The organism is Halomonas sp. ML-15 (assembly GCF_014779595.1).
Lineage (GTDB): Bacteria > Pseudomonadota > Gammaproteobacteria > Pseudomonadales > Halomonadaceae > Franzmannia.
On record NZ_JACXZT010000002.1, the window covers coordinates 190002 to 212848 of the forward strand.

15 protein-coding genes and 2 tRNA genes are annotated in these 22847 nt (G+C 64.9%); 11 read left to right on the plus strand and 6 right to left on the minus strand.

The window, feature by feature from the left end; all coding sequences use genetic code 11:
* Positions 1 to 76: 76 nt before the first annotated feature.
* Both IEI94_RS02560 and IEI94_RS02565 read left to right on the plus strand, forming a co-directional pair.
* Positions 77 to 152 (plus strand) — tRNA-Lys (locus tag IEI94_RS02560).
* A 40-nt stretch (positions 153 to 192) separates the two neighbouring features.
* Positions 193 to 268: transfer RNA gene (locus tag IEI94_RS02565), tRNA-Lys, on the plus strand.
* A 49-nt stretch (positions 269 to 317) separates the two neighbouring features.
* On the opposite strand, the gene IEI94_RS02570 is transcribed toward IEI94_RS02565, so the two are convergent.
* The 3 genes from IEI94_RS02570 to IEI94_RS02580 form a co-directional block, all read right to left on the minus strand.
* The gene (locus tag IEI94_RS02570; RefSeq protein ID WP_191165278.1) at positions 318 to 9008 is read right to left on the minus strand and encodes a GH36-type glycosyl hydrolase domain-containing protein; all 8691 of its coding nucleotides are present in this window, start codon (positions 9006 to 9008) and stop codon (positions 318 to 320) included.
* 538 nt (positions 9009 to 9546) lie between these two features.
* Complete coding sequence (locus tag IEI94_RS02575) at positions 9547 to 11370, minus strand: bifunctional diguanylate cyclase/phosphodiesterase (RefSeq protein WP_191165280.1); 1824 nt, start codon at positions 11368 to 11370, stop codon at positions 9547 to 9549.
* A gap of 224 nt (positions 11371 to 11594) precedes the next feature.
* On the minus strand, positions 11595 to 11813 hold the full coding sequence (locus tag IEI94_RS02580) for a glycine zipper 2TM domain-containing protein (protein WP_191165282.1): 219 nt from the start codon (positions 11811 to 11813) through the stop codon (positions 11595 to 11597).
* Positions 11814 to 11987: 174 nt separating this feature from the next.
* Here IEI94_RS02580 and IEI94_RS02585 point away from each other — a divergent pair, with 174 nt between their 5' ends.
* From IEI94_RS02585 to nadA, 3 genes are all read left to right on the plus strand, one after another.
* The gene (locus IEI94_RS02585) at positions 11988 to 12707 is read left to right on the plus strand and encodes a Crp/Fnr family transcriptional regulator (RefSeq protein ID WP_191165284.1); all 720 of its coding nucleotides are present in this window, start codon (positions 11988 to 11990) and stop codon (positions 12705 to 12707) included.
* Positions 12708 to 12891: 184 nt separating this feature from the next.
* Positions 12892 to 13617 (plus strand): Crp/Fnr family transcriptional regulator, encoded by a 726-nt coding sequence (locus tag IEI94_RS02590; protein WP_191165286.1) that lies wholly within the window; start codon positions 12892 to 12894, stop codon positions 13615 to 13617.
* A 190-nt stretch (positions 13618 to 13807) separates the two neighbouring features.
* A complete protein-coding gene (gene nadA / locus IEI94_RS02595; protein WP_191165288.1) occupies positions 13808 to 14836 on the plus strand; it encodes a quinolinate synthase NadA in 1029 nt (342 codons plus the stop codon).
* Here the strand turns inward: nadA and IEI94_RS02600 are convergent.
* Complete coding sequence (locus IEI94_RS02600; protein WP_412030888.1) at positions 14833 to 16290, minus strand: M48 family metalloprotease; 1458 nt, start codon at positions 16288 to 16290, stop codon at positions 14833 to 14835. The genes nadA and IEI94_RS02600 overlap by 4 nt on opposite strands.
* 103 nt (positions 16291 to 16393) lie before the next feature.
* Here IEI94_RS02600 and IEI94_RS02605 point away from each other — a divergent pair, with 103 nt between their 5' ends.
* Positions 16394 to 16645: a sulfurtransferase TusA family protein gene (locus IEI94_RS02605; protein WP_191165292.1), complete on the plus strand. Its 252-nt coding sequence runs from the start codon at positions 16394 to 16396 to the stop codon at positions 16643 to 16645.
* Complete coding sequence (locus IEI94_RS02610) at positions 16642 to 17742, plus strand: AI-2E family transporter (RefSeq protein WP_191165294.1); 1101 nt, start codon at positions 16642 to 16644, stop codon at positions 17740 to 17742. The genes IEI94_RS02605 and IEI94_RS02610 overlap by 4 nt, the downstream gene beginning before the upstream one ends.
* A 26-nt stretch (positions 17743 to 17768) precedes the next feature.
* On the opposite strand, the gene IEI94_RS02615 is transcribed toward IEI94_RS02610, so the two are convergent.
* Positions 17769 to 18242 carry a peroxiredoxin gene (locus IEI94_RS02615; RefSeq protein ID WP_191165296.1) on the minus strand — a complete coding sequence of 158 codons (474 nt, stop codon included), beginning with the start codon at positions 18240 to 18242 and terminating at the stop codon, positions 17769 to 17771.
* 213 nt (positions 18243 to 18455) lie between these two features.
* On the opposite strand from IEI94_RS02615, the gene dapA reads away from it, so the two are divergent.
* Genes dapA through purC form a run of 4 tightly spaced genes read left to right on the plus strand, consistent with a single transcriptional unit; the run spans position 18456 to position 21919 of the window.
* Entirely contained in the window at positions 18456 to 19340 is an 885-nt protein-coding gene (gene dapA / locus IEI94_RS02620) for a 4-hydroxy-tetrahydrodipicolinate synthase (protein WP_191165298.1), read from the plus strand.
* A 50-nt stretch (positions 19341 to 19390) separates the two neighbouring features.
* Positions 19391 to 20356 carry a lipoprotein, NlpB gene (locus IEI94_RS02625; protein WP_224749897.1) on the plus strand — a complete coding sequence of 322 codons (966 nt, stop codon included), beginning with the start codon at positions 19391 to 19393 and terminating at the stop codon, positions 20354 to 20356.
* Positions 20356 to 21162, plus strand: coding sequence for an MBL fold metallo-hydrolase (locus tag IEI94_RS02630; protein WP_191165300.1), 807 nt, complete (start codon positions 20356 to 20358; stop codon positions 21160 to 21162). The genes IEI94_RS02625 and IEI94_RS02630 overlap by 1 nt, the downstream gene beginning before the upstream one ends.
* Positions 21163 to 21205: 43 nt before the next feature.
* Positions 21206 to 21919: a phosphoribosylaminoimidazolesuccinocarboxamide synthase gene (gene purC, locus IEI94_RS02635; RefSeq protein ID WP_191165302.1), complete on the plus strand. Its 714-nt coding sequence runs from the start codon at positions 21206 to 21208 to the stop codon at positions 21917 to 21919.
* Positions 21920 to 22135: 216 nt separating this feature from the next.
* On the opposite strand, the gene tsaA is transcribed toward purC, so the two are convergent.
* Positions 22136 to 22846, minus strand: a complete 711-nt coding sequence (gene tsaA / locus IEI94_RS02640) for a tRNA (N6-threonylcarbamoyladenosine(37)-N6)-methyltransferase TrmO (protein ID WP_191165304.1) — start codon at positions 22844 to 22846, stop codon at positions 22136 to 22138.
* Between the last annotated feature and the right edge of the window lies 1 nt (position 22847).

Here is a 22847-nt window from a genome sequence, read left to right on the forward strand (position 1 = left end):
CGTGGGGCGCCGTGGGTAATATGTGCGCCCTGTCGGGAGGGGAAACATGACGTGGCCCCTGTCGTCAGATGGCGGCGGGTCGTTAGCTCAGTTGGTAGAGCAGTTGGCTTTTAACCAATTGGTCGTAGGTTCGAATCCTACACGACCCACCATCTCCGCCGCCGTTACGTAAGCGAATTTGCTTACGCTTGCGGGTCGTTAGCTCAGTTGGTAGAGCAGTTGGCTTTTAACCAATTGGTCGTAGGTTCGAATCCTACACGACCCACCAGACATGAAAAAACGCCCCGACCTTTCCAGGCCGGGGCGTTTTTTTTCGTTTAGTCGCTGGCGAGCACGATCTCCACCTGATGCTCCTGGCCATCATCGTAGAGCGCAATGATCGGGCTGGCCTGAGTGACGCCGTCGACGCGGGTGGTCGTTGATGGATGCACCACCTCGCCGGACTGGTAGACGTCGATGCAATAGGTGGCGCTATGGAAACGGTAGCGCAGGCGGATATGCGGCCAATCGGCAGGCAGGCAGGGCGTTACCGTCAGGGTGTCGCCAGCCTGCTGCAGCCCAAGCAGCGACTCGCTGATCAGGCGATACATCCATCCCGCCGAGCCGGTATACCAGCTCCAGCCTCCGCGTCCCACGTGGGGCGGCATGGAATAGATGTCGGCCGCCATCACATAGGGCTCCAGCCGATATCGGGCCATGCCGGATGCCGATAGTGAATGGCGGACGGGATTGAGCATATCCATTAGCTGCCAGGCGCGCTCGCGCTGGCCGAGCCGGGCATAGGCCATCGCCGCCCAGATCGCGGCGTGGGTGTACTGGCCGCCATTCTCACGCACGCCGGGCACATAGCCGCGGATATAGCCTGGGGTCGGGCTGGCCTTGTCGAAGGGCGGCGAGAGCAGTTGGATCAGCTGCTGCTCGGGGTGCACCAGGTGGGTGAAGACCGCGTCCATGGCCTGCTCGGCGCGCTGCGGATCGCCAGCGCCGGAGAGCACCGCCCAGCTTTGCGAGATCGAGTCGATACGACACTCGCTGCCCGCTGCCGAGCCCAGCGGCGTGCCGTCGTCGAAGTAGGCGCGGCGATACCAGGCGCCGTCCCAGGCGTGCCGGTCGAGGCTAGCACGCAGCGACGCGAGCGAGGCCTGGCAGCTTTCGGCGGTCTCAAGATCGCCGTAGCGCTGTGCCAACTGAGCGAACTCCTCGAGGATCTGGCACAGGAAGAACCCCAGCCAGACGCTTTCGCCACGGCCCTTGATGCCGACCAGGTTCATGCCGTCGTTCCAATCCCCAGAGCCCATCAGCGGCAAGCCGTGTTCACCGAGCCGTAGCCCGTGGAGCAGGGCGAGTCGGGCATGCTGATAGAGGCTTGCCTCGCCGGGGGCGCGGCCAGGCAGGTCGTAGTAGGCCTCGTCGTCTTCAGCGACGGGGCGCCCCTCGAGGAAGGTGACCGGCACGTCGAGCACCGCAGTGTCATTGGTGAGTCGCACATAGCGACACAGCGCCAGCGGCAGCCATAGATAGTCGTCGGAGCAGCGGGTACGCACGCCGCGGCCCTGGGGGGGATGCCACCAGTGCTGCACGTCGCCTTCACGGAACTGACGGCTGGCGCATAGCAGCAGCTGGTCGCGCAGGCGCTGGGGCATGGCGTGGGCCAGCGCCATGCTGTCCTGCAGCTGGTCGCGAAAGCCGATGGCGCCGCCAGACTGATAGTAGCCGCTGCGCGCCCACAGTCGGCAGGCCAGGGTCTGGTAGAGCAGCCAGCCGTTGGTCATCACGTCCAGCGCTGGGTCGGGGGTCTCGATCTGCAGCGCGCCGAGGGCGTGCTGCCAATGCGCCTGCACCTCCTCCAGGGCCTGGCTGGCCGCCCCCGCAACGCGATAGCGCTGGATCAGCGCAGCGGCTTGCTCGCCATCGCTGCCGACCCCGAGCCGGAAGATCAGCGTGCGGCTCTCGTCGGGCGCCAGCGAGAGCTTGACCTGCAGGGCGGCGCAGGGGTCGAGACCGGCGCCGACCTTGCCGGAGAGATGGCTGCGTCGCAGAGCGGCAGGCTGCTGCAGGCTGCCGTTGCGACCGATAAATTCTTGGCGATCACCGCTTAGCGTGCGGGTGGGATCGTCGACGTCGAAGAAGGCCACCTGCTCGCTCAGTTCGCGATGAAAGACATTGCGCGCCAGCAGCGCACCGCTGGCAGCGGCCACCTCGGTGGTCACGTGCATGGCGGTCTTGGCGGAGAGGTCGCCAAGGACCCACTCGACATAGCCGGTCGCCGAGAGGTGGCGCGCCCGCGCCGACAGATTACGCACCTTGAGCACCGAGAACTTGATGCTGGCGTCGAGCGCGACGTAGATCCATAGCTGGGTACCGATACCGTCCTGCTCGGACTCGAAGACGCTGTAGCCGAAGCCGTGGCGCACCAGGTAGTGGGCGTCGTTGCGCACCGGCAGTGGGGTGGCAGACCAGACATAGCCGCTCTCTTCATCGCGCAGGTAGAGCGCTTCGCCGCTGGTGTCGCTGACCGGGTCGTTGTGCCACGGCGTCAGCCTGTTCTCGTGGGCGTTGATACTCCAGGTGTAGCTGCCACCGCTCTCCGATAGCACACAGCCGAAGTTGGGGTTGGCGATCACATTGATCCAGGGCGCAGGGGTGTGCTGATCGGGACCGAGCTGAATCACATACTCCCTGCCGTTGGCGCTGAAGCCCCCTAGCGGGTTGCTCAGGATAAGCCCCTGAGGGGCGGCCGGGATGGCGCCCAGGTCGGGCCGGTGAGAGTTGGTGATACTCAGCACGGGCGGTCTGGGATCTTGGCGCTGGCGCTGGTCGAGCTGCTCCTCCAGGCTGCCGTGGCTATCGAGAATGATGGCCCGGGCCACCGCCTGGAACAGCAGGCGATCCTCGCCGCTGATCTGCTCCAGCGGGCGTACGAAGATGCCGCCGGGGCGGTCGATATGGCTGGCGCCGCTGCTCGACACCACCAGGCCCAGGATCTGCTCCTGCAGCTGCTGGCGGTAGACGGCATACTCCTCATTCCAGATCACCAGATCGACGGCCAGGCCCTGCAGGCGCCAGTGGGCATGCGCCTGGATGAGTTGGCGTACCAGCACCAGGCTGGTGCTGCTGCGAACCCGCAGCAGCACGATCGGCAGATCGCCTGAGATGGCATAGCTCCACAGCGCCGACTGCCCGCGGCGGTTGGCGGCGATAATGGTGGGCTCGGCGCGCAGCGCGGGGTGGGCATAGAGGACCGCACTGGCCAGTCGCGCATGTAGCTGGGCGTCGGCTTCGCTGGCATCGAGCTGCTGGAGCACCACTTGGCGGTGGGTCCAGGTGAGCTCGAAGACGCGGTCGGCGAGGTGGTGGTCCTGATACTTGGCGATCAGACACTCGGCGTCGGCCCGCGAGCTGGCCATCCCGGTGACCAGGTCGAGGGTCACGGCGGCGTGGGGCTCGATGCTGAAACCGCGACGGATGGCGGCGATCGGGTCGAGCACCGCCCCGGCGTGGCCGGAGAGCTCACCGGGACGCTCCATGGCCAGCGGTGCCGCGGGGCTTCGGCAGCGGCCGACGAACCCCAGCCGGTCGGTTTCGTAGGAGGCCGCGGGGCTGACAGCGTCACGCACGATCAGCAGCTGGAACATCCACGCCGAGCGCTCTTGCGGTGACCGCGAGCGACGGTGGCAGAGGATCGCGCTATGCGCGGCGATGATCTCGGTCTGCACGAACAGATTGCTGAAGGCGGGGTGCATGGCATCCGTGGCGGCAGGCGCAATGACCACCTCGGCATAGCTGGTGACCTCGATCTCGCGGCGCTGGGCGGTGTGATTGGTCAGGCGTAGCCGGCGCAGCTCGATATCATCCTCGGGGGAGACGGCGATCTCGGTATAGGTCTCCAGCTCGCCGCTGTCGATGCGGTCGCGGCGGCGGTACTCGGCGCGGCCCTCGGCGAAGATCGCCTGATAGTGGCTGCTCGAGGCGCGGGTGGGCTGGTGGGCGTTGGACCAGACGTGGCCGCTGTCGAGATCGCGCAGATAGCAGAAGATGCCGTGGTGATCACGGGTCGGGTCTTCGCGCCAGCGCGTTACGTCGAGATCGCGCCAGCGGCTATAGCCGCCGCCGGCATTGGTGACCATGACGTGATAGCGACCGTTGGAGAGTAGCTGTACCGCCGGGGCGGCGGTGTCGGGGCTGTCGAAGACACGTATCGGCGGGTCACTGCGGTGGCTTGCCGGATGCACTTCGGCCAGGCGCGCCACGTGAGTGAACAGGGCGCTGGTGCGGGGGATACGCTCCTGCAGCAGCAGCAGCACGGCCTGTACGTGGCGATCCGCGCTAAAGCGGCGCTGCATCGGCTGTTCCAGCAGCAGGTAGGCCAGCGCCAGCAGGCTCATGCCCTGGTGGTGTGCCATGAAAGAACGCACCAGCGTCTTGTGGGAGCCGCGGCGTTGGCGAGAGGGGCTATAGTCGACTGCCTCGAACAGCCCGAATTTCCCCATCACGCCTTCGCGAGCCAGGCGCTGCAGGTTGTGGCAGGCGGCGACTGGCGCCACCATCAGCGCCATTACCGAGGCGTAGGGAGCGACGACCAGGTCTTCCGCCAGGCCGCGCTTCAGTCCCAGACCGGGCGCGCCGAAGGCGCGATACTGATAGTTGAGCTTGGCATCGACGCTGTTGTAGGCGGACTCGGAAATCCCCCAGGGCACTCCGCGCTGCTTGCCATAGTCGATCTGGCGAGCGACGGCCGCACGGCAGGTCTGGTCGAGCAGCGTATTGGGGTAGGTCGGCATCACCAGCATCGGCATCAGATATTCGAACATCGAGCCGCTCCACGACAGCAGCACCGGTTTCCCCCCAGCGCGGGTCAGCAGTCGACCGAGGCTGAACCAGCTCTCCTTGGGTAGCTGGCCAAGGGCGATTCCGACGAAGCTGCTCAGCCGAGATTCCGAGGCGAGTAGATCGTAATAGCCACTATCCAGACGCTCCTCGGTGACGTTATAGCCGATGGCAAGCAGGTGTTTGGTGCGGTCGAACAGGAAGCCATACTCAACCTGAGCGAAACCAGCGCAGCTGGCGGCGAGCCGCTCGAGGGTAGCGATGCGCTGCTGGGCGCGCCGCTTGGCGAGCTGGATCGCCTCCCGTAGCGGGGCCGCTTGAGTGTCATCGATCGCGTGTTCGGGGGGCGTTGCCGCGACGCTGCCGAGCACGTTGTCGAGGCTGGCGATGTCGACCAGAGTGGGCAGCGCAAGGGCGTTGAGGGCTCTGCCGAGCGGGCAGTCGTCAAGACACTGCGACTGCGCCAGCCAGGGCGCCAGATGGTCGAGTTCATCGAGCATGGCGCGGGTCTGCTGCTGCAGGCTGAGCGCCCACTGGTGGGCGTTCTCCTCCAGCAGCGGGGCTTGAGGTGATGTACTCGCCTCGGGGTGCGCCGCTGTGGCATGCGGATGCATGGCGGCGCACAGCGCAACACCTGCAGCGCTGAGCCGGGTCAGCGCCTGATGCCAGCTCGCGAGGCGCTGCTGCGGTGTCGGGCAGCTGTGGTCCAGCTCCCGCCGGTAGGCCTCTAGCGGCACCCGTGCGGCGTTGCCGCCACACTCTTCGATAAGCGCCAACGTATCGTGCATCCCTTGCCAGCAGCGCAGGGGCAGCAGCGGCGCGTCTGCCACCTCGAGTAGCCCACGGCCAAGGGTCAACAGATGGCCCGAGAGGTTACCGCTGTCGACGCTGGAGACATAGTGGGGCGGCAGCGGCTGCAGGGTCTCGGTGTCGTACCAATTGTAGAAATGACCGCGATAGCGGGGTAGCACACTCAGCGTTCCCAGGGTCTGCTCGCTGCGCCTGATCAGGTCCGCGGCGCTGAGATAGCCGAAATCATAGGCCGATAGGTTGGCCAGTAGCGCCATGCCGATATTGGTCGGCGAGGTCCGATGGGCCACGGTGGTCTCGCGGTACGCCTGAATATTGTCGGGGGGGAGCCAGTGGTCCTCGGCGCTCAGCGTCTGTTCGAAAAACGCCCAGGTACGTCTGGCCAGGCGTCTTAGAAACTGAGTTTGCACGGCATCCAGCTGCGAGGGTGGCGGCAGCTGTGGGCGGCTTAGCCACCAGGCCAGACCCGGAGCGCTCCCCCATAGCACCAGGAAGGGAGCCGCGGCGAGCAGCGTCAACGGGTGAGCGACGGCGAGTATCAAGGCGACACTGGTCGCCACTGCAGGCGCGAGCCACATCTGCCGGAACATGTTCTGCACGCCGTCGCGCGGCGGGCGCGCCTGGCAGGTGCTCGACGGTACCCACTCCAGCAGACGCCGGTGGCTGACATGGCGTCGCCACAGGGTGCGCAGGATGGCGTCGAGGTGGATGTAGGCCTCGTAGGGCAGGCAGCTAAGCTGGAAGCCGAGCTGGCCGATGCGTCCGAGCAGGTCGCGCGAGGTGCATGCGAGGTGCTGGCCAAGGGGGCGCTCGTCGGGTTTGCTGAGCAGCTCGCGGAGTACGTCGCCGAGCATCGGTATCAGCAGCAGCGCGGCGCCGCCGAGGGTCCAGACCCAGGCGGTCGCGGGCTGAGTCCAGCCCACCAGCAGCAGCGTCATCAGAGCGATGGGGAAGAGGCTGCGCCGCAGGTTGTCGAGCAGCTTCCAGCGTGACAGCAGCGGCAGGGGGTTGCCGCTTGGGCTGCCCGGACGGGAGTCTCCCATGGGCGGATGTCGGCTTAGCCAGCCGGTAAGCTGCCAGTCGCCGCGTATCCAGCGCTGGCGGCGCTTGATGTCGTCGAGGTAGTCGCTGGGATGGTCCTCGTAGAGCGAGATATCGCTGACCAGCCCCGAGCGAGCGTGGCAGCCCTCCAGCAGGTCATGGCTGAGGATCAGGTTCTCGGGGAAGCGGGTGTCGATGGCCCGTTCAAAGGCATCGACATCGTAAATGCCCTTGCCGATATAAGAACCTTCGTCGAACAGGTCCTGATAGAGATCGGAGATGGCCCGGGTATAGGGGTCGATGCCCGCCTCGCCGCCGAACAGTCGCGCATAGCGTGACCGGTTGGCGCCCTCCAGGCTGGCCGCGACGCTTGGCTGCAGAATGCCATGACCGTCAACGACGCGGTTGGTAAGAGGATCATGACGTGGACGATTGAGCGGGTGGGCCATGGCGCTGACCAGTTGGCGAGCGGCATCTCGGGGGAGCTGAGTGTCGCTGTCCAGGGTGATGACATAGGCCACCTCTGACAGCGGCGAGATATCCCCCACGGTCAGTGCGAAGCGCTGTCGGACGCTGGTCTCCGGCTTACCTCGCAGCAGGGCGTTGAGGTCGGCGAGCTTGCCGCGCTTGCGCTCGTGGCCCATCCAGCACTGCTCCTGGGCGTTCCAGCAGCGCGGGCGGTGAAAGAGATAGAAGGGAGTGGCGTCACCGCCGAGGGCACGCCAGTGTTCGGCATAGCTGGCGTTCAACTGGCTGATGCCATCCTGTGCTTGCGTCAGCAGGGCATCGTCACCTGGGAGCGTGGCCTGCGGGGCATCGCTGAAGTCGGTCAGCAGGGCAAGATGCAGATGGGCATCCTGGTTGGCCAGGAAACGCACCTCGAGCGATTCCAGCAGCGCCTCGATACCGGCAGCATCTGTCAGCAGGGTTGGCGTGACCACCAGGGTGCGGCAGTGGGCGGGGATACCCTGCTTGACCTCCATACGCGGTAGCGTGCGCGGTGACACCATCAGCGCCGTGAGCCGGTTGACCAGCGACACAGCGGTCTGGCTGCTGACCAGTAGCGACAGCACCGTGACGCTGACTATCCACGCCAGTGGCGCCGGGCCAGTGAGTCGCGCCTCGGCGGCCAACAGCAGGGTCGCGCTGAGCAGCAGTGTCACGGCGCCGATAGCGCCAAGGTAGAGGGGCAGAGCGCGTCGCCGCATGCTGATACCCAGGCGACGCATTGGGGAGCGGCTTGCCCTAGCTTCCCGCGTCAGGTCGGCCAAGCCCGCGCCGATCAGGTAGTAGCCGACGTGTCGGGTGCGCTCGGGATCATTGCTCGCCTGGTCGGCCGAGGCGGCGAGCTCGATGGCCAGGCTCGCTACCTCGCTCTCGCCCAGCGCCGAACGGCTGGCCAGGGCTTCCACCACATGCCGATAACGGTCGCGGGTGGCAAAGTCCATGCTTGGGTAGATACCGCTGGGATCCTCTTGCAGGACATGTTCTACCGCGCTTTGCGACTCCACGAAGTCCTGCCAGTCGATAGCAGCGATGATCCTCAGGCTGCCGATGCTGTTGCTTACCGACACCTGATCGGAGGCCTGCTGTTGATTGGCGATCAAGATATGCTGTTCGATACTGGCACCGGAATCCGAGAGTCGCTGCTCGACCCACGAGAGCGGCAGCGAAAGCGACGGCCCGCGTCCCTGCAAGCGTCGTGACAGCACGGCCACGAACTCGCTGCTCATCAGCGGCTTCGAGCGGGCCATGTCGGCGACCTGCAGGATCAGACCCTTGGGGTCTTGCTCGGCGGTGGCGATCATGCGCTCTGCCCAGGACTCCGCCAGCAGGCATTCGCTGAGTCCCGCGTCGAGGCGGTCAGCCACCTGGCGCAGATTTTCGATCAGCGCCAGGCGCAGCATGATCGGGATGGCCCACAGCTCGCCCAGCGTCAAGGTAATGTTGCGCTGATAGGCCGCCACGAAGCGATGCAGGTTGTCGAAGGCGAGATGGCCGTCGCCGTGGGCGATAGCTTCCATGGCAATGTCGTAGACCCGTGGACGTCCCGCCGAGGGGCCGCTCGATAGCCTGGGGAGTGAGGTGCTATAGCCGGGGGGAAGATGGCGCCGGGCGGTCAGCATCTGCTCTTCGAGGAGATGGAAGTTGTCGAGCATCCCCTCGCCGGCCGGTGCAATACGCTGCTGTTCGGCTACTGCAGTGGCCAAGCGGTTGCAGCTGGCGACCAGCGTCTGCTCATTGTTACGCAGACGGGGTAGCAGCAGGTCGGGGGCGTGTCCGTTGGCGAGCTGGTGGCAGTTGGCTAGCCACTCTCCGTGGGCCTCCATCTGCGCAGTGCTGAGGAGCTCTGCGCGGGGCGGTAAGGCCGTCTCCACCTGCGAGGCTTGGCTACGTCTGGTAGCAAGCCACTGTGTGAGGCGGTAGCGGCATTGGCGGTAGTCGTCGAGAAGCGTCAAGGCGAGCGTCTAGCGCAAGCCCAGGACCGACAGTACGACCAGTACTATCACCACGGCTCCGACGATCCATACGAAATTGTTCATGGTGCCTCATGTCTTATCAATAGCCGTCATCTAGATTGATGTCGATATCTTTAGAAAGGTCACTGGAAGCCAGGTGGTCAGCTTCTGGGAACGGTTCGCTGGCCGATATATCAGACGTTGAGTCAGCGGTTGGTAACAGCATCGTGGCGATAAACAGCATAATAGTGGACGTCGAGATGACGGCCTTATTGAACGTCTAGTGGCGCCGCGCTCCCTGCGACGCAATGTGCGACATCCTTGTCTAGGCACTTCCCTTGCCACACTCGTTACAAGAATATACGTTGCTGATCACGCCGACTGTGCGCTAGCGTACGCTGGAGAGCAATCAGCTATAGGGGGCGCCTTTATATCGTGAAATGGCGCTCGAGCCTGGAAGATCATGTGAGTGGCTGGGCAGCATATCACCGGAAAAGAACTGGTAACTGTTCCGCCCCTGGCGCTTGATATGGTACATGGCGGTGTCCGCGCGATGCATCAGCTCGTCTGGCGTACTGCCACTGTTGGGATAGAGGCTGATGCCGAGGCTGGCCGTGATGTCGATCGTTCTTTCGCCAATGTAATGTGGCGGTAGTAAGGCGTCGAAGATGGCTTCGGCCACCTGGCGGGCATCATCGATGCTGCTCACCTCGGTCAATAGAATCACGAATTCATCGCCGCCGAGTCGACAGACGGTATCGGTGTCGCGTACGCAGCTTTTCAGTCGCCTGGCGATGCATTGCAGCAGCGCATCGCCGGCGGCGTGGCCGAGGCGATCATTGATGGCCTTGAAGTCATCCAGGTCAATGAACAGCAGGGCCACGAGCTGACGATGCCGCTGGGCAAGGCCGATCGCACGGGTCAGGCGCTCGCGTAGCAGCACGCGATTGGGCAGGTCGGTCAGCGCATCATGCAGTGCCAGGTGCGACATGCGCTTGGCGATGGTCAAGGACTGGTTGACGTGATGAAACACGATCACCGCGCCGGTGACCTCACCACTGCGGTCGTGGATGGGCGCCGCGGAATCCTCGATCGCCAGTTCGCTGCCGTCGCGCCCAATCAGGATCGTGCCCATTGCCAGGCCGACAATGCGGTTTTCATCGATGGCTCGCCGGGCGGGGTCACTGGCAGGTTGGCGTGATGTTTCTTCAACAATACGGAAGACGTCGGTGATAGGCCTGCCCAGGGCACTCTCATGGGGCCAGCCGGTCATCACCTCGGCTACCCGATTAAGGTAAGTCACTCGGCAGGCGTTATCGGTCGAGATAACCGCATCGCCGATCGAATTCAGTGTGACCTGAGCGCGCTCCTTCTCGATATACAGGGCCTCCTCGGCGGCGCGCAGCAGGCGGTCGTCCTGCTTTCGTGAGGTGATGTCCTCCACGGTATGGATATATCCGCGCGCTCCGCTCAGGCATGCGGCATTGATGCTGACCCAGGCGATGCTGTTGTCCGGACGCAGTATGCGCGCCTCGATATGGCAGGGGGTGTCGCTCTCGAAGGCCTGCTGCCACTCCTGGGTGGCCCGCGAGCGGTCATCCGGGTGCAGGGCGCATGTCCAGTGCCTATCACTCAGCGGGGCGGCCGCTTGACCACAGATGCTGCGATACCGGGCATTGCTGCGGCAGCAGGTGCCTTGCATATCGGTGATCAGGGTGCCAATCGGCAGGGCGTCGTTGATGGTGTCCAGGTGCGTATCATGTTCATCAAGCTCACGCTTTGGCTGATTCAGATGCAGTGCCGTATCCAGCAGATGCAAGAGCCAGTATGCGTCGAGCTTCGGCAGAGTGATGGTGTCATGGGCACCATGACAGCGAGCTTCATCTGACGAGGGGTGTTCGTCGCCGTCGGCCAGGCCGATGCGCAGCGCCTGCGGCGCGGCATTGGCCAGCTGTTCAAGCGCGGCGCGCCACGGGCATTGTGTCAGGGTGAGATCGAGCAGCAGCATGTCGAAGGATTGCTGCTGAAGTAGGTCCAATGCTTGCTGCAGGTATTCGACCCGGGTGGTGCTGTAATCCGCCTTGGCTGAGCACAGTATCGCCTCGAGGCCTAGCATATCAGGCGTACCGGGGCCGATTAGCAGCACTTCGAGCAGCGGCCGCTGGACTTGATGAGTTCCTTGGTCGTCTTGTGCTGGGTCGGGCGTTGGCAATGTCGTCAATCCTAGGCGCATAACTCACTCCATGAGAGCCATCTCAGTGGCAGGCAACGAGCAGGCAGGTCGTACGGATTGGTAACAATGTAGTTACGTTTCTGGCTGCGCTCTGTGCGATAGCGTACAGAGCGTGTCGCCAATTACCCTATACTGATATAGATATGCCAGCGATCGCAGTAGATTCCACTGTCGGAAACGCTAGCGGCGCTCCTCGAAGCGCCGCTGACATGTCTAGTGAAAGATCACGGTTTGCTGACTTCGTGGCCTATGACGCCCCCCACAGCGGCGCCACCGACGGTGCCGATGGCGGAGCCGCCGGTAAGGACTGAACCTCCTACGGCCCCTACGCCGGCGCCTATCGCGGTGCCCTTGTCCTGTGACGACATGCCGGAGCAGGCGGCGAGTGACAGCAGTGCCAGAATAACGGTAGTGCTACGAATCAGCGGTTTGAGGTGTTTCATGACGGTGTCGCTCGGGTTAGGGGGGACGTGCTCGCAGCGGGAGTTACCTGAGGGCGGCGCGGCTGCGACGGACCGCTACACTCATCATAAATGCAGGATGAGAGTTTCATCCGTTGGTTGGCGCACATAATCTTGACGAAGTAGCTCCGACACTGACGCACAATGGAGGGCGGAATGTCGACTCCACAATATGACCCGCGGAACCGGCTGTTGGCGCTGCTGCCGGAGGCCGAAATGGCGCGGCTGCTACCCGATCTCGAGCGCGTGCCCTTGCCGCTGGGCAAGTCGCTGAGCGAATCGGGTGGCGTGATGCAGTACGTCTATTTCCCCCTCGACGCCATCGTGTCGCTGCTGTGCGTGATGGAGAACGGTGCCTCCACGGAAATCGCCGTGGTGGGTCATGAAGGCATTGTCGGCGTGTCGCTGTTCATGGGCGGCGAGACGACGCCGAGCCGGGCCATCGTGCAGAGTGCCGGCGAGGCCTACCGTCTCAAGGGGCAGCGTCTCAAGGATGAGTTCTACCGAGGGGGTGCGATGCAGCGGCTGCTGCTGCGCTATACCCAGGCGCTGTTGACACAAATGGCCCAGACGGCGGTCTGTAACCGCCACCACAGCGTCGATCAGCAACTCTGCCGCTGGCTGCTGCTGAGTCTCGACCGGTTGCCGGGTGACACCCTGGTCATGACCCAGGAGCTGATCGCCAATATGCTGGGGGTGCGCCGCGAGGGGGTGACCGAGTCGGCGGGCAAGCTCCAGCGAGCGGGGCTGATTTCCTACCAACGCGGGCACATCACCGTGCTCGATCGGCCGGGTCTCGAAGCGCGGGTCTGCGAGTGTTACGCGGTGGTCAAAGGCGAGTACGATCGGTTGCTGGACCGTCACTCCATTCTCTGAGCCCTCGGACTATCTTTGTCGCAGCGTCTATGTACGCTAGCGTGCCGACGCATGATTCATAGCATGCTAATCTGCACATATATCGCCCGGGGTCAGGCTCCGGGATCTCGGTCTGCAGTCGACATTGAAAAATTCATACCCTTTGTTCATGCCGCTTGCCAGGTACGTCGACGCCGGAGCAGCCATGACACCCCGCCACGCTATTCCCGCTGCCAACCAGCTGCTTTTCGGTCTGCCGCCGACGGAACACGCTGCCTTCATGGCCGCGTGCGAGCCCGCGACGCTGGTATTTGGCGAGGTGCTGGTCGAGCCAGGCGCCGTGATCGAGCATGTCTACTTCCCCGTCGACAGCTTTATCTCACTGATCGTCAGCCTCGATGACGGCGACAGACTGGAAGTGGCCATGGCAGGGCGTGAGGGCATGATGGGGGTGTCACTGCTGCTGGGGGTAAGAGAGTCACCCCTGTGTGCACTGGTTCAGGGCGCCGGCGCGGCGCTGCGTATGGATGCCGCCAGGTTCCAGCACCTGCTGCTATCCTGCCCGGCCCTGCATAAGCGGCTATTACGCTACCTGTATGTGGTCATGAACCAGCTCGCCCAGACGGCTGCCTGCACGCATTTTCACCAGGTCGAGGCGCGCCTGGCGCGCTGGCTGCTGATGACCCATGACCGTGCCTCTTCCAATAACCTGCAACTGACCCATGAATTCCTTGCCGTGATGCTGGGTGTCCGGCGTGCCGGCATCACTCAGGCAGCCATGGCGCTGCAGGCGCGCGGCTTGATCAGCTACCAGCGAGGCAATATCACTGTGCTCGATCGAGCGGGGTTGATCGAGGCGTCTTGCGGCTGTTACCACGCTGACCGGCTGCTATACGCCAGGGTGCTGGGAGACCAGCATTCAGGCACGTGAAACGATATGCCAACTAGCGGGGTACTAGGGGAGCAATTTCGGTGCATTGTGGTCTAGAATAGTGCAAGGCAGCTGCGGCGGGAGCCGCCGCACATGCTGCCTTCTGGCGTGTGCCGCCGGGCAGAGAGCCCGTCACGGTACACCTGGTACATAGCAGGGGGAGCCCCTGCCAGTCACAGTGGTAGACACGATGACGATGATGACTTCCCGTGCCGAGGTGCAAGAGCACCTGGCCCGCGCCTACTGCCCGACGCGGATTCCCGCCGAGGATGAAGCGCGCGTCGATGAAATAAAGCGACTGCTCAAGGCGCACAACGCCGTGCTGGTCGCCCACTACTATACCGATGACGCCATTCAGCAGCTTGCCGAAGAGACTGGCGGCTGCGTGGCCGACTCCTTGGAAATGGCGCGCTTCGGTGCTCGCCACGAAGCCGAGACGCTGGTCGTCGCCGGGGTGCGCTTCATGGGCGAGACCGCCAAGATCCTGTCCCCCGAGAAGCGCGTGCTGATGCCAACCCTGGAGGCGACCTGCTCGCTGGATATCGGCTGCCCGGCCGATGAATTCGCGGCCTTCTGTGACCAGCACCCGGATCGCACCGTGGTGGTCTATGCCAATACCTCTGCAGCGGTCAAGGCGCGCGCCGACTGGGTGGTGACCTCGTCTATCGCGGTGGACGTGATCGAGCACCTCCAGGCCCGCGGCGAGAAAATCCTGTGGGCGCCGGACAAGCATCTGGGCGGTTATATCCAGAAGCAGACCGGCGCCGACATGCTGCTGTGGGACGGCGCTTGCATCGTGCACGAGGAGTTCAAGGCCAAGGGCATCGAAGACCTCAAGGCGCTCTACCCCGAGGCCGCCGTGCTGGTGCATCCGGAGTCGCCGGCAGCGGTGGTGGGCCTGGCCGACGTGGCCGGCTCCACCTCGCAGCTGATCAAGGCCGCCAAGGAGTTGCCGAACGATAGGCTGATCGTGGCCACCGACCGCGGGATCTTCTTCAAGATGCAGCAGGCGGTGCCCGATAAAATCCTGTTCGAGGCGCCCACTGCGGGCAACGGTGCGACCTGCAAGAGCTGCGCCCACTGCCCGTGGATGGCCATGAACGCCCTCGATAACCTGGCCGGCGCGCTGCGCCACGGCAGCGGCGAAATCTTCGTCGACGACGCGCTGCGCCTGGCGGCGCTCAAGCCGCTGGAGCGGATGTTGAATTTTAAGGCCTAGAACCGCTCCAGCGCTTCTCGATAGTCCATAAACGCCTCGCGGCGCTGCTCGATACGGCTCTCCAGGCTGGTGTCACCGGCCTGGCGAGCGCTGTCGCGGGCCACTTGCAGCTGGCGGATAGCGCTGTCCATGCGCCCCGTCAACTGCAGGTGCTCGGCGCGGGCCAGGTGGCCCCAGCCGTCGCGGCCGCTGCGGCCAGCCGCCTCGGCCAGTAGCGCAAATACCTGCGGGTCTTCCTGGCGTCGTTCGCTCAAGTCACGCAGCACCCGATAGGCTTCGTCCGGGTCGCGCTGCAGCAGGGCTTCGCCGAGCACGCGGCTGGCCGGCGCATAGTCGGGCATCAGTCTCAGTACCCGGCGGCTGCGCTCGATGGCGGCGTCGTAGTCGCCGGCGTCATGGGCCACCTCGGCGGCAGTGACCGGCAGCATCGGCAGGTCGGGAAGCTGGTTGGCGAGTGAATCGAGCGTCTCCAGGGCGCTGCCGTGATTGCCGCGCTCGGCGGCGATCAGCGCCTCCAGGTAGCGGCTGACCTGCGGCTCGGGGTCACTCTGGGCGAGGCGCGCCGCGGCCTGGTCGAGATTGCTGCGGTTGACCGAAACCAGCGCCCGAGCGCGCACCAGCCCGTAGCGCGGGCCGACCTCACGACGTTCGCGGGCACTCAGCTGGCTGGCGCGGGCTTCGGTATCGGTGATCCGCGACTCGGTGACCGGGTGGGTGAGCAGGAACTCGGGTGGATTGCCGCCCTGCAGGGAGGCCATGCGCTGCATCGCGCGAAACATGCGCACCATGGCCTGGGGATCGTAACCGGCCCGCGCCATGGCCTGCAGGCCGACGCGGTCGGCCTCCTGCTCGAAGCGCCGCGAATAGGCCAACTGGTCCTGAATAAACGCCGCCTGCGAGCCCATCGCCACGCCGATGCCGGCATCGCCGCCGCCACCCGCGGCGATCAACATGCCGGCCAGCATCGCCGCCATGGCCGGTACCTGGGTCTGCTCGGCGCGGGAGACCTGGCGTGCATAGTGGCGCTGGGAGAGGTGGCCGAGCTCGTGGGCGATCACCGAAGCGAAGGCATCCTCCTCTTCGGCGAAGGCGAACAGCCCTGAATTGACCCCTATCACGCCACCGGGCACGGCGAAGGCATTGAGCAGGCGGCTGTCGACCAGGGTCACGCTGGTACGGTTGTCACCCAGGTCGCTGTGGGGCAAGAGTCGTGCAATCACCGACTCGACGTAGTCCTGGGTAATCGGATCCTGCCAGGCCGGTGCGCGGGCGCGGAACTGGCGTAGCCAGGCGCGCCCCAGACGGTACTCTTCGGCCCCGGCGGCGCCGGCACCGCTGCTGCCGAGCTGCGGCAGGCCGTAGTCGTCGGCGGCGCTGGCGGAGGCCGGCAGCAGGCTGGCCAGAACCAGCGCGGTGGCGGCAAGACAGGGCTTTAGTATCTGCAACATAGCCATCCTCGGGGCGGTCGGGCATCCTAGACGATGCCTATCGGACATTGATTCGCTCGGCAAAGTGCCTTTAAATCTCAGTGGCTTCAGACATCTTTCGGGAGATCGCATGGCCCTGCAACCAGATAATCATCTCGACGCCCGCGGTTTGCCATGCCCGCTGCCACTGCTCAAGGCCAAGCAGGCCTTGTCGCGCCTGGCGCCTGGGCAATTGCTCGAAGTCCAGGCGACCGATGCCGGCTCCTGGCAAGACTTCGAAACCTTCGCCAGCCACAGCGACCATCAACTGGTGGCCCGCGAGACCCGCGGCGAGATCTACGTCTACTGGATTCGCAAAGGCCCTGAGGCTGCGACGGCATGACCATGCGCGCGTTATTCAAGAGCTGGATCGAGCGCTACTTCTCCGATGAGGAGGCGGTGATCCTGCTGATCGTGCTGGTGCTCGGCTTCACCGCGGTGATCTGGCTGGGCAGGATGCTGGCGCCATTCTTCACCGCGCTGGTGATCGCCTTCCTGTTGCAAGGGGCGGTCAATGCCCTGACGCGTCGCCACGTACCACACCTGCTGGCGGTGTCGGTGGTCTTTCTGGGCTTTATCGGCCTGCTGCTGGCGATCGCCTTTATCCTGATGCCGCTGATCTGGAACCAGTTGGTGGGGCTGGTCCAGGAGACGCCTCGCATGTTCGCCGCCGGCCAGCAGCTGCTCGATAATCTCCAGGAGCGCTACCCGCAGCTGGTCACGCCGGACCAGATCCAGAACTGGATCGGCGTGGCCGGGCGCGAGATGACGCAGGTCGGTCAGCGCGCACTGACGCTGTCGCTGGCCTCACTGGGCAACGTGCTGTCGCTGATCATCTACCTGGTGCTGGTGCCGATTCTGGTGTTCTTCATGCTCAAGGACAAGGATCGTCTGGTCGGTTTCACGCTGTCGCTGCTGCCCCAGAAGCGCCTGCTGATGACCCGCATCTGGAACGAGATGGACGATCAGATCGCTAACTACGTGCGCGGCAAGTTCATCGAGATCATCATCGTCGGCACCGTGGCCTTCCTGACCTTCGCCTTCTTCGGGCTGCCCTATTCGGCGCTGCTGGCGGTGCTGGTGGGGCTGTCGGTGCTGGTGCCCTATATCGGTGCTGCGGTGGCCACGCTGCCGGTGGCGGCGGTAGCGGGCTTCCATTTCGGCATCAGCGACCAGTTCGTCTATGTGCTGATCGCCTACGGCATCATCCAGGCGCTGGACGGCAACGTGCTGGTGCCGATCCTGTTCTCCGAGGCGGTCAATCTGCACCCGGTGTCGATCATCGTGGCGGTGCTGTTCTTCGGCGGGGTGTGGGGCTTCTGGGGGATCTTCTTTGCGATTCCGCTGGCAACTCTGCTCAAGGCGCTGGTGGTGGCCTGGCCGCGGGGCATCGGCAGCCGCGAGCGGCACGAGGCGCTGGAGACGCTCTCCGAAGAGTAAGCCCCGCCGTGGCGGGGCCTGATGGCTTAGCCGGCGTGTAGCGCCTGGGCCGCCTCGAGCACCTCGTCGACGTGGCCCTTGACCTTGACCCCGCGCCACTCCCGGGCGAGCTTGCCGTCAGCGTCGATCAGAAAGGTACTGCGCTCGACGCCGAGATGCTCCTTGCCATACATCTTCTTGAGCTTGATGACGTCGAATAGCTGGCAGACCGCTTCGTCCTTGTCGGAGATCAGTGCGAAGTTGAAGGCCTGCTTGGCCTTGAAGTTCTCCTGGGCGCGCAGGCCGTCGCGGGAGACACCAAGGATCACGGTGTTGGCGGCGTCGAAGGCCTCCTTGCGGTCGCGGAAATCACCGCCCTCGGTGGTGCAGCCGGGCGTGCTGGCCTTGGGGTAGAAGTAGATCACCACCTGCTGGCCCTTCAGGTCGGACAGGCTGATGGTAGTGTCACCGGTGGCGGTGGCCGTGAAGTCGGGCACGGGCTGGCCGAGACTGACGCTCATGAAGCTCTCCTCGAGGCTGAATGAAAGGACGCAACGATTACACGCAACCGGCACTGCGCTGTAAAGCGCCGCGTCGGCAATCGCCACTGACTGGCATCCGGTTCTGTACAGACTTTCGCCGCCTGAGTACCATCTAGCCCCTGAATGTCTGTCCCCGAGGAGTGCCGATCGGGCGAAGCGCTGGCAGGCCACGGTTTTGGAGAGGAACAGAGCATGATCACAGGCAGTATGGTTGCCCTGGCGACGCCGATGAAGGTGAGCGGCGAGATCGACTGGCCGGCGCTGCGTCGCCTAGTCAACTTCCACCTTGAGAATGGCACCGACGCCATCGTCGCGGCCGGCACCACCGGTGAGCCCACCACCATGTCCTTCGCCGAACACTTCGACGTGATTCGCACCGTGGTGGAAGAAGTGGCGGGGCGGATTCCGGTGATCGCCGGCACCGGCGCCAACGCCACGTCCGAGGCGGTCGAACTGGCCCGTTACGCCAAGGAGGTCGGCGCCGACTACTGCCTGTCGGTATGCCCGTACTACAACAAGCCGACCCAGGAAGGCTTGTACCAGCACTTCAAGGCGGTGGCCGAGGGCGGCAATCTGCCGGTGATTCTCTACAATGTGCCGGGACGCACCTGTTCGGACCTCTACAACGAGACCGTGCTGCGCCTGGCAGAGATCGACAACATCATCGGCCTCAAGGACGCCACCGGCAACCTCGAGCGCGCCGAGGATCTGATCGCCCGCCTCGAGGGCAGCGATTTCAAGCTCTACTCCGGCGACGACGCCACCGCCTGCGACTTCATGCTGATGGGCGGCCACGGCGATATCTCGGTGACCGCCAACGTTGCGCCCAAGGCCATGCATGAGCTGTGCGCCGCCGCAGTGGCCGGCGATACCGAGACCGCGCACTCGATCAACACCCGGCTGATGCCGCTGCACACCAACCTGGGGATCGAGTCGAACCCGATCCCGGTCAAGTGGGCGCTGCACCGCATGGGCTACGCCGAGGCCGGCATTCGTCTGCCGATGACCTGGCTATCCGAAAAATATCATTCCACGGTCAGCGAGGCGCTGCAGCTGGCCGGCGTCATCGACGACTGAACGACGACGTACCGCTGACAGCTCCCGTGGACTCTCAACAAGGTGGATGCATGAACCCTGCGCTGAAATGGATGCCGCTCGTCGTATCGGTTGCTCTGGTAACCGCTGGTTGCGCCCGCGATGGTTATTTTCACGACCGCAACATCGACTATGCAGACGCGGAGCAAGGACGGCCGCTAGTGCTGCCCGAGACCCGTGACCAGAGCCGCTATCGCGACATCATGCCGGTGCCCGAGGCGCGCGATGAGTTCGTCGCCAGTGACGGTCGCTTCCGGGCGCCGCGTCCCGATGCGGTGGCCCGTGGCGGTCAGCGCGACTTCGTCGAGCGCCGTGAGTCGGGCGGCGATCGCTGGCTGCTGGTCAATGCCGATGCCGGCGACGTCTGGCCGCGGATCGAGGACTTCAGTCGCCGTCAGGGGCTGAGCGTGACCGACAGCAGCCCGCAGCGTGGTGTGCTGGCCACCAGCGAGGCGACCTTTACCCTACAGCCCGGGGTGCGCAGCGGTGCCACCGAAGTGCGCTGTGAGCAGGGGGGGGCCATTCATACCCAGTGCCTCGATGCCCTCAACGATTTCCTGACCGCCGAGAGCCGTACCGCGAGTGCCTCAGCACTGGCCACTCAGCGTGCCCAGCAGCAGGAAGAGAGCGTGCGTCTGGAGCGTAGCGACGACAGCTGGCAGCTGCTGTTGGCCGCCGACATGGAGCGTACCTGGGCCGAGCTGGACTATCAGCTGTCGCGCAACTTCACCCGCGAGAACCGCGAACTGCTGCTCGAAAGCGACGAGGCCAATCGCGACTTCCTGCTCGAGTACATGACCGCCAGCGAGCGCAATCGCGGGGCGTTCTCCATCGTGTTCAGTCCCGATGTGCGTCAGACCGCCCAGTGGCTGCGGTTGAGTCTCGATCAGGCGCCCGGTGGCGAGACCCGCGTGCGGGTGATCAATGAGAGCGACAAGGACCTGACCGCCGACGACACTCGCGAGCTGCTTGACCGCGTTGCCGCCCTGTTGCGCTGATGTCGAACGTGGAGGAGGGCGCCGCGCTGAGTGCTGCGTCGGGGCTGCGCTTCGCCTCGCTGGGCAGCGGTAGCAAGGGTAACGCCACCTTGGTCTGCGATGGCCAAACGCGCCTGCTGATCGATTGCGGCTTCGCCATGCGCGAGGCCGAAAAACGCCTGGCAGGCCTGGGGCTGCATCCACGCCAGCTCGACGCGATTCTGGTCAGCCACGAGCATGGCGACCATATTCGCGGTGTGGGGGCGCTGGCGCGTCGGCATGGCGTGCCGGTCTATCTGACGCCGGGCACCTGGCGCAGCGGCCGCCTCGGCACGCTACCGCAGCACCACTGGGTCACCCCGCAGCAGCGCTTCGCCATCAATGGTCTGGAGATCGAGCCGGTGACGGTGCCCCACGATGCCCGCGAGCCGGTGCAGTTTCGCTTCCATGCCCATGGCCGCAGCTTCGGCGTGCTCACCGATCTGGGCCATCCCACCGCGCATGTGGCCGAGGCGTTCCATGGCTGCGACGCGCTGGTGTTGGAGTGCAACCACGACGTACAGATGCTCGCCGAAGGGCCCTATCCGCCGCGCCTCAAGCAGCGCGTCGGCGGCGACTGGGGGCACCTGGCCAACGCCCAGGCCGCGGCGCTGCTGCCGCGTCTGGGGCTCGACCGGTTGCAGCGCATCGTCTGCTCGCACCTGTCGGAACACAACAACTGCCCCGAGCGCGTGCTGGAAGCCCTGACGCCGCTGCTCGACGGCGACGATTCGCGGCTCTCGGTGGCCGCCCAGGACCACGGCCTGGCCTGGCAACATATCGCCTGATCGGCCGCTCGACTCAACACTGATTTTTGCGGAGACCGCTCCCATGGAAAAGCGTCAACAGCTCTATGCCGGCAAGGCCAAGTCGGTCTACCACACCAGCGACCCTGAGCGCATGATTCTGCACTTTCGCGACGACACCAGCGCCTTTGATGGCGAGCGCATGGAGTCGCTGGCGCGCAAGGGCATGGTCAACAACAAGTTCAACGCTTTCATCATGCAGAAGCTCGAAGCGGCGGGTATTCCCACCCACTTCGACGGCCTGTTCTCGGATACCGAGTGCGTGGTCAAGAAGCTCGAGATGATCCCGGTGGAGTGCGTGGTGCGCAATATCGCCGCCGGCAGCCTGGTGCGGCGCCTGGGGGTCGAGGAGGGCATCGAACTGAATCCGCCGACCTTCGAGCTGTTTCTGAAGAACGATGCCCAGCACGACCCGATGATCAACGAGTCGCTGGCCGAGAGTTTCGGCTGGGCGACCCCGGAGCAGCTCGCCGAGATGAAGAGGCTGACCTTCAGGGTCAACGACGTGCTCAAGGCGCTGTTCGCCGACGGCGGTCTGCTGCTGGTCGATTACAAGCTGGAGTTCGGTCTGTTCGACGGCGAGATCGTGCTGGGTGACGAGTTTTCCCCGGACGGCTGCCGGCTGTGGGACGCCAAGACCCGCGAGAAGCTCGACAAGGACCGTTTCCGCCAGGGGCTGGGCGGTGTGATCGAGGCCTATGAGGAGGTCGGCCGGCGCATCGGCGTCGATTTCGGCTGATAGGCGTCTAGACAGCGCTCTGGACTGATCCGGGCGAGTGCCACCGCCACTAGCGAGGAACGCCGGGGGTAGGTCGAAGAGGGGGTTTGCGCCATGGATGGCGCAAGGTAGCGCCCAGGGATGGGTTCACAGCGCCCCCTCGTAGGCCTACCCCCGGATCAGTTCCGAGCGGTGCAACTGACGGAGATGGTGCTAACTCCGGAGAGTTTCGTCGTCTCAAGTCGGTATGATCTCCACCACGCGAAACCCCTCCCCCTCGGCGCGAAAGCGCACATCCAGCTCCCTTAGCCGCACGCCGTAGAGGCGCTCGGCGTCGCCCTTGTCGCGGTGGTAGGCGGGGCGCGGGTCCTGGGCCAGCACCTGCTCGATCAGGGCGCGGAGCGAGCCGCTGCCGCTATATCGCTCGAGGGCGGCCTCGGCCTCAGGGGAGAAGCGTACCGCATAGCGCGGCGGCGCGGCCGGCGCCACCCTGGCCCGGGCATCGGGCAGCGCTTCGACCCACGGCAGATAGGGCTTGATATCCAGCACCGGGGTGCCGTCGACCAGGTCGCAGCCGTGCAGCTCGAGGGCCACACCGTGGCGGGTGTCGATGTTGCCGAGGGCGGCCAGGGAGAGCCCCAGGCGGTTGGGGCGATGGGTACTGCGGGTGGCGAAGACGCCGAGCTTGGCGTTGCCGCCCAGCCGCGGCGGGCGCACCAGCGGCGTCCAGCGCTCGGGACTGTGGTGGAACACGAAGGTCAGCCAGACGTGGCTGTAGGCGTCGAGGCCGCGCACCGCGAGCGGGTCGGCGTAGTCGCCGTGCAGCACCAGCCGGGCGCGGGCGGCGGGGGCCAGCCCCGGCTGGCGGGGTACGCCAAACTTGTCGGGAAAGTCGCTCTCGATATGGCCGATGGCCTCGAGCCGATAGCTCGCCGCTGGCGCGTCCACG

Coding starts and splice junctions, on each gene's coding strand:
- IEI94_RS02570 (WP_191165278.1), bottom strand. CDS start 9,008: ATGGAGGCCCACGGAGAGTGGCTAGCCAACTGCCACCAGCTCGCCAAC.
- IEI94_RS02575 (WP_191165280.1), bottom strand. CDS start 11,370: ATGCGCCTAGGATTGACGACATTGCCAACGCCCGACCCAGCACAAGAC.
- IEI94_RS02580 (WP_191165282.1), bottom strand. CDS start 11,813: ATGAAACACCTCAAACCGCTGATTCGTAGCACTACCGTTATTCTGGCA.
- IEI94_RS02585 (WP_191165284.1), top strand. CDS start 11,988: ATGTCGACTCCACAATATGACCCGCGGAACCGGCTGTTGGCGCTGCTG.
- IEI94_RS02590 (WP_191165286.1), top strand. CDS start 12,892: ATGACACCCCGCCACGCTATTCCCGCTGCCAACCAGCTGCTTTTCGGT.
- nadA (WP_191165288.1), top strand. CDS start 13,808: ATGACGATGATGACTTCCCGTGCCGAGGTGCAAGAGCACCTGGCCCGC.
- IEI94_RS02600 (WP_412030888.1), bottom strand. CDS start 16,290: ATGGCTATGTTGCAGATACTAAAGCCCTGTCTTGCCGCCACCGCGCTG.
- IEI94_RS02605 (WP_191165292.1), top strand. CDS start 16,394: ATGGCCCTGCAACCAGATAATCATCTCGACGCCCGCGGTTTGCCATGC.
- IEI94_RS02610 (WP_191165294.1), top strand. CDS start 16,642: ATGACCATGCGCGCGTTATTCAAGAGCTGGATCGAGCGCTACTTCTCC.
- IEI94_RS02615 (WP_191165296.1), bottom strand. CDS start 18,242: ATGAGCGTCAGTCTCGGCCAGCCCGTGCCCGACTTCACGGCCACCGCC.
- dapA (WP_191165298.1), top strand. CDS start 18,456: ATGATCACAGGCAGTATGGTTGCCCTGGCGACGCCGATGAAGGTGAGC.
- IEI94_RS02625 (WP_224749897.1), top strand. CDS start 19,391: ATGAACCCTGCGCTGAAATGGATGCCGCTCGTCGTATCGGTTGCTCTG.
- IEI94_RS02630 (WP_191165300.1), top strand. CDS start 20,356: ATGTCGAACGTGGAGGAGGGCGCCGCGCTGAGTGCTGCGTCGGGGCTG.
- purC (WP_191165302.1), top strand. CDS start 21,206: ATGGAAAAGCGTCAACAGCTCTATGCCGGCAAGGCCAAGTCGGTCTAC.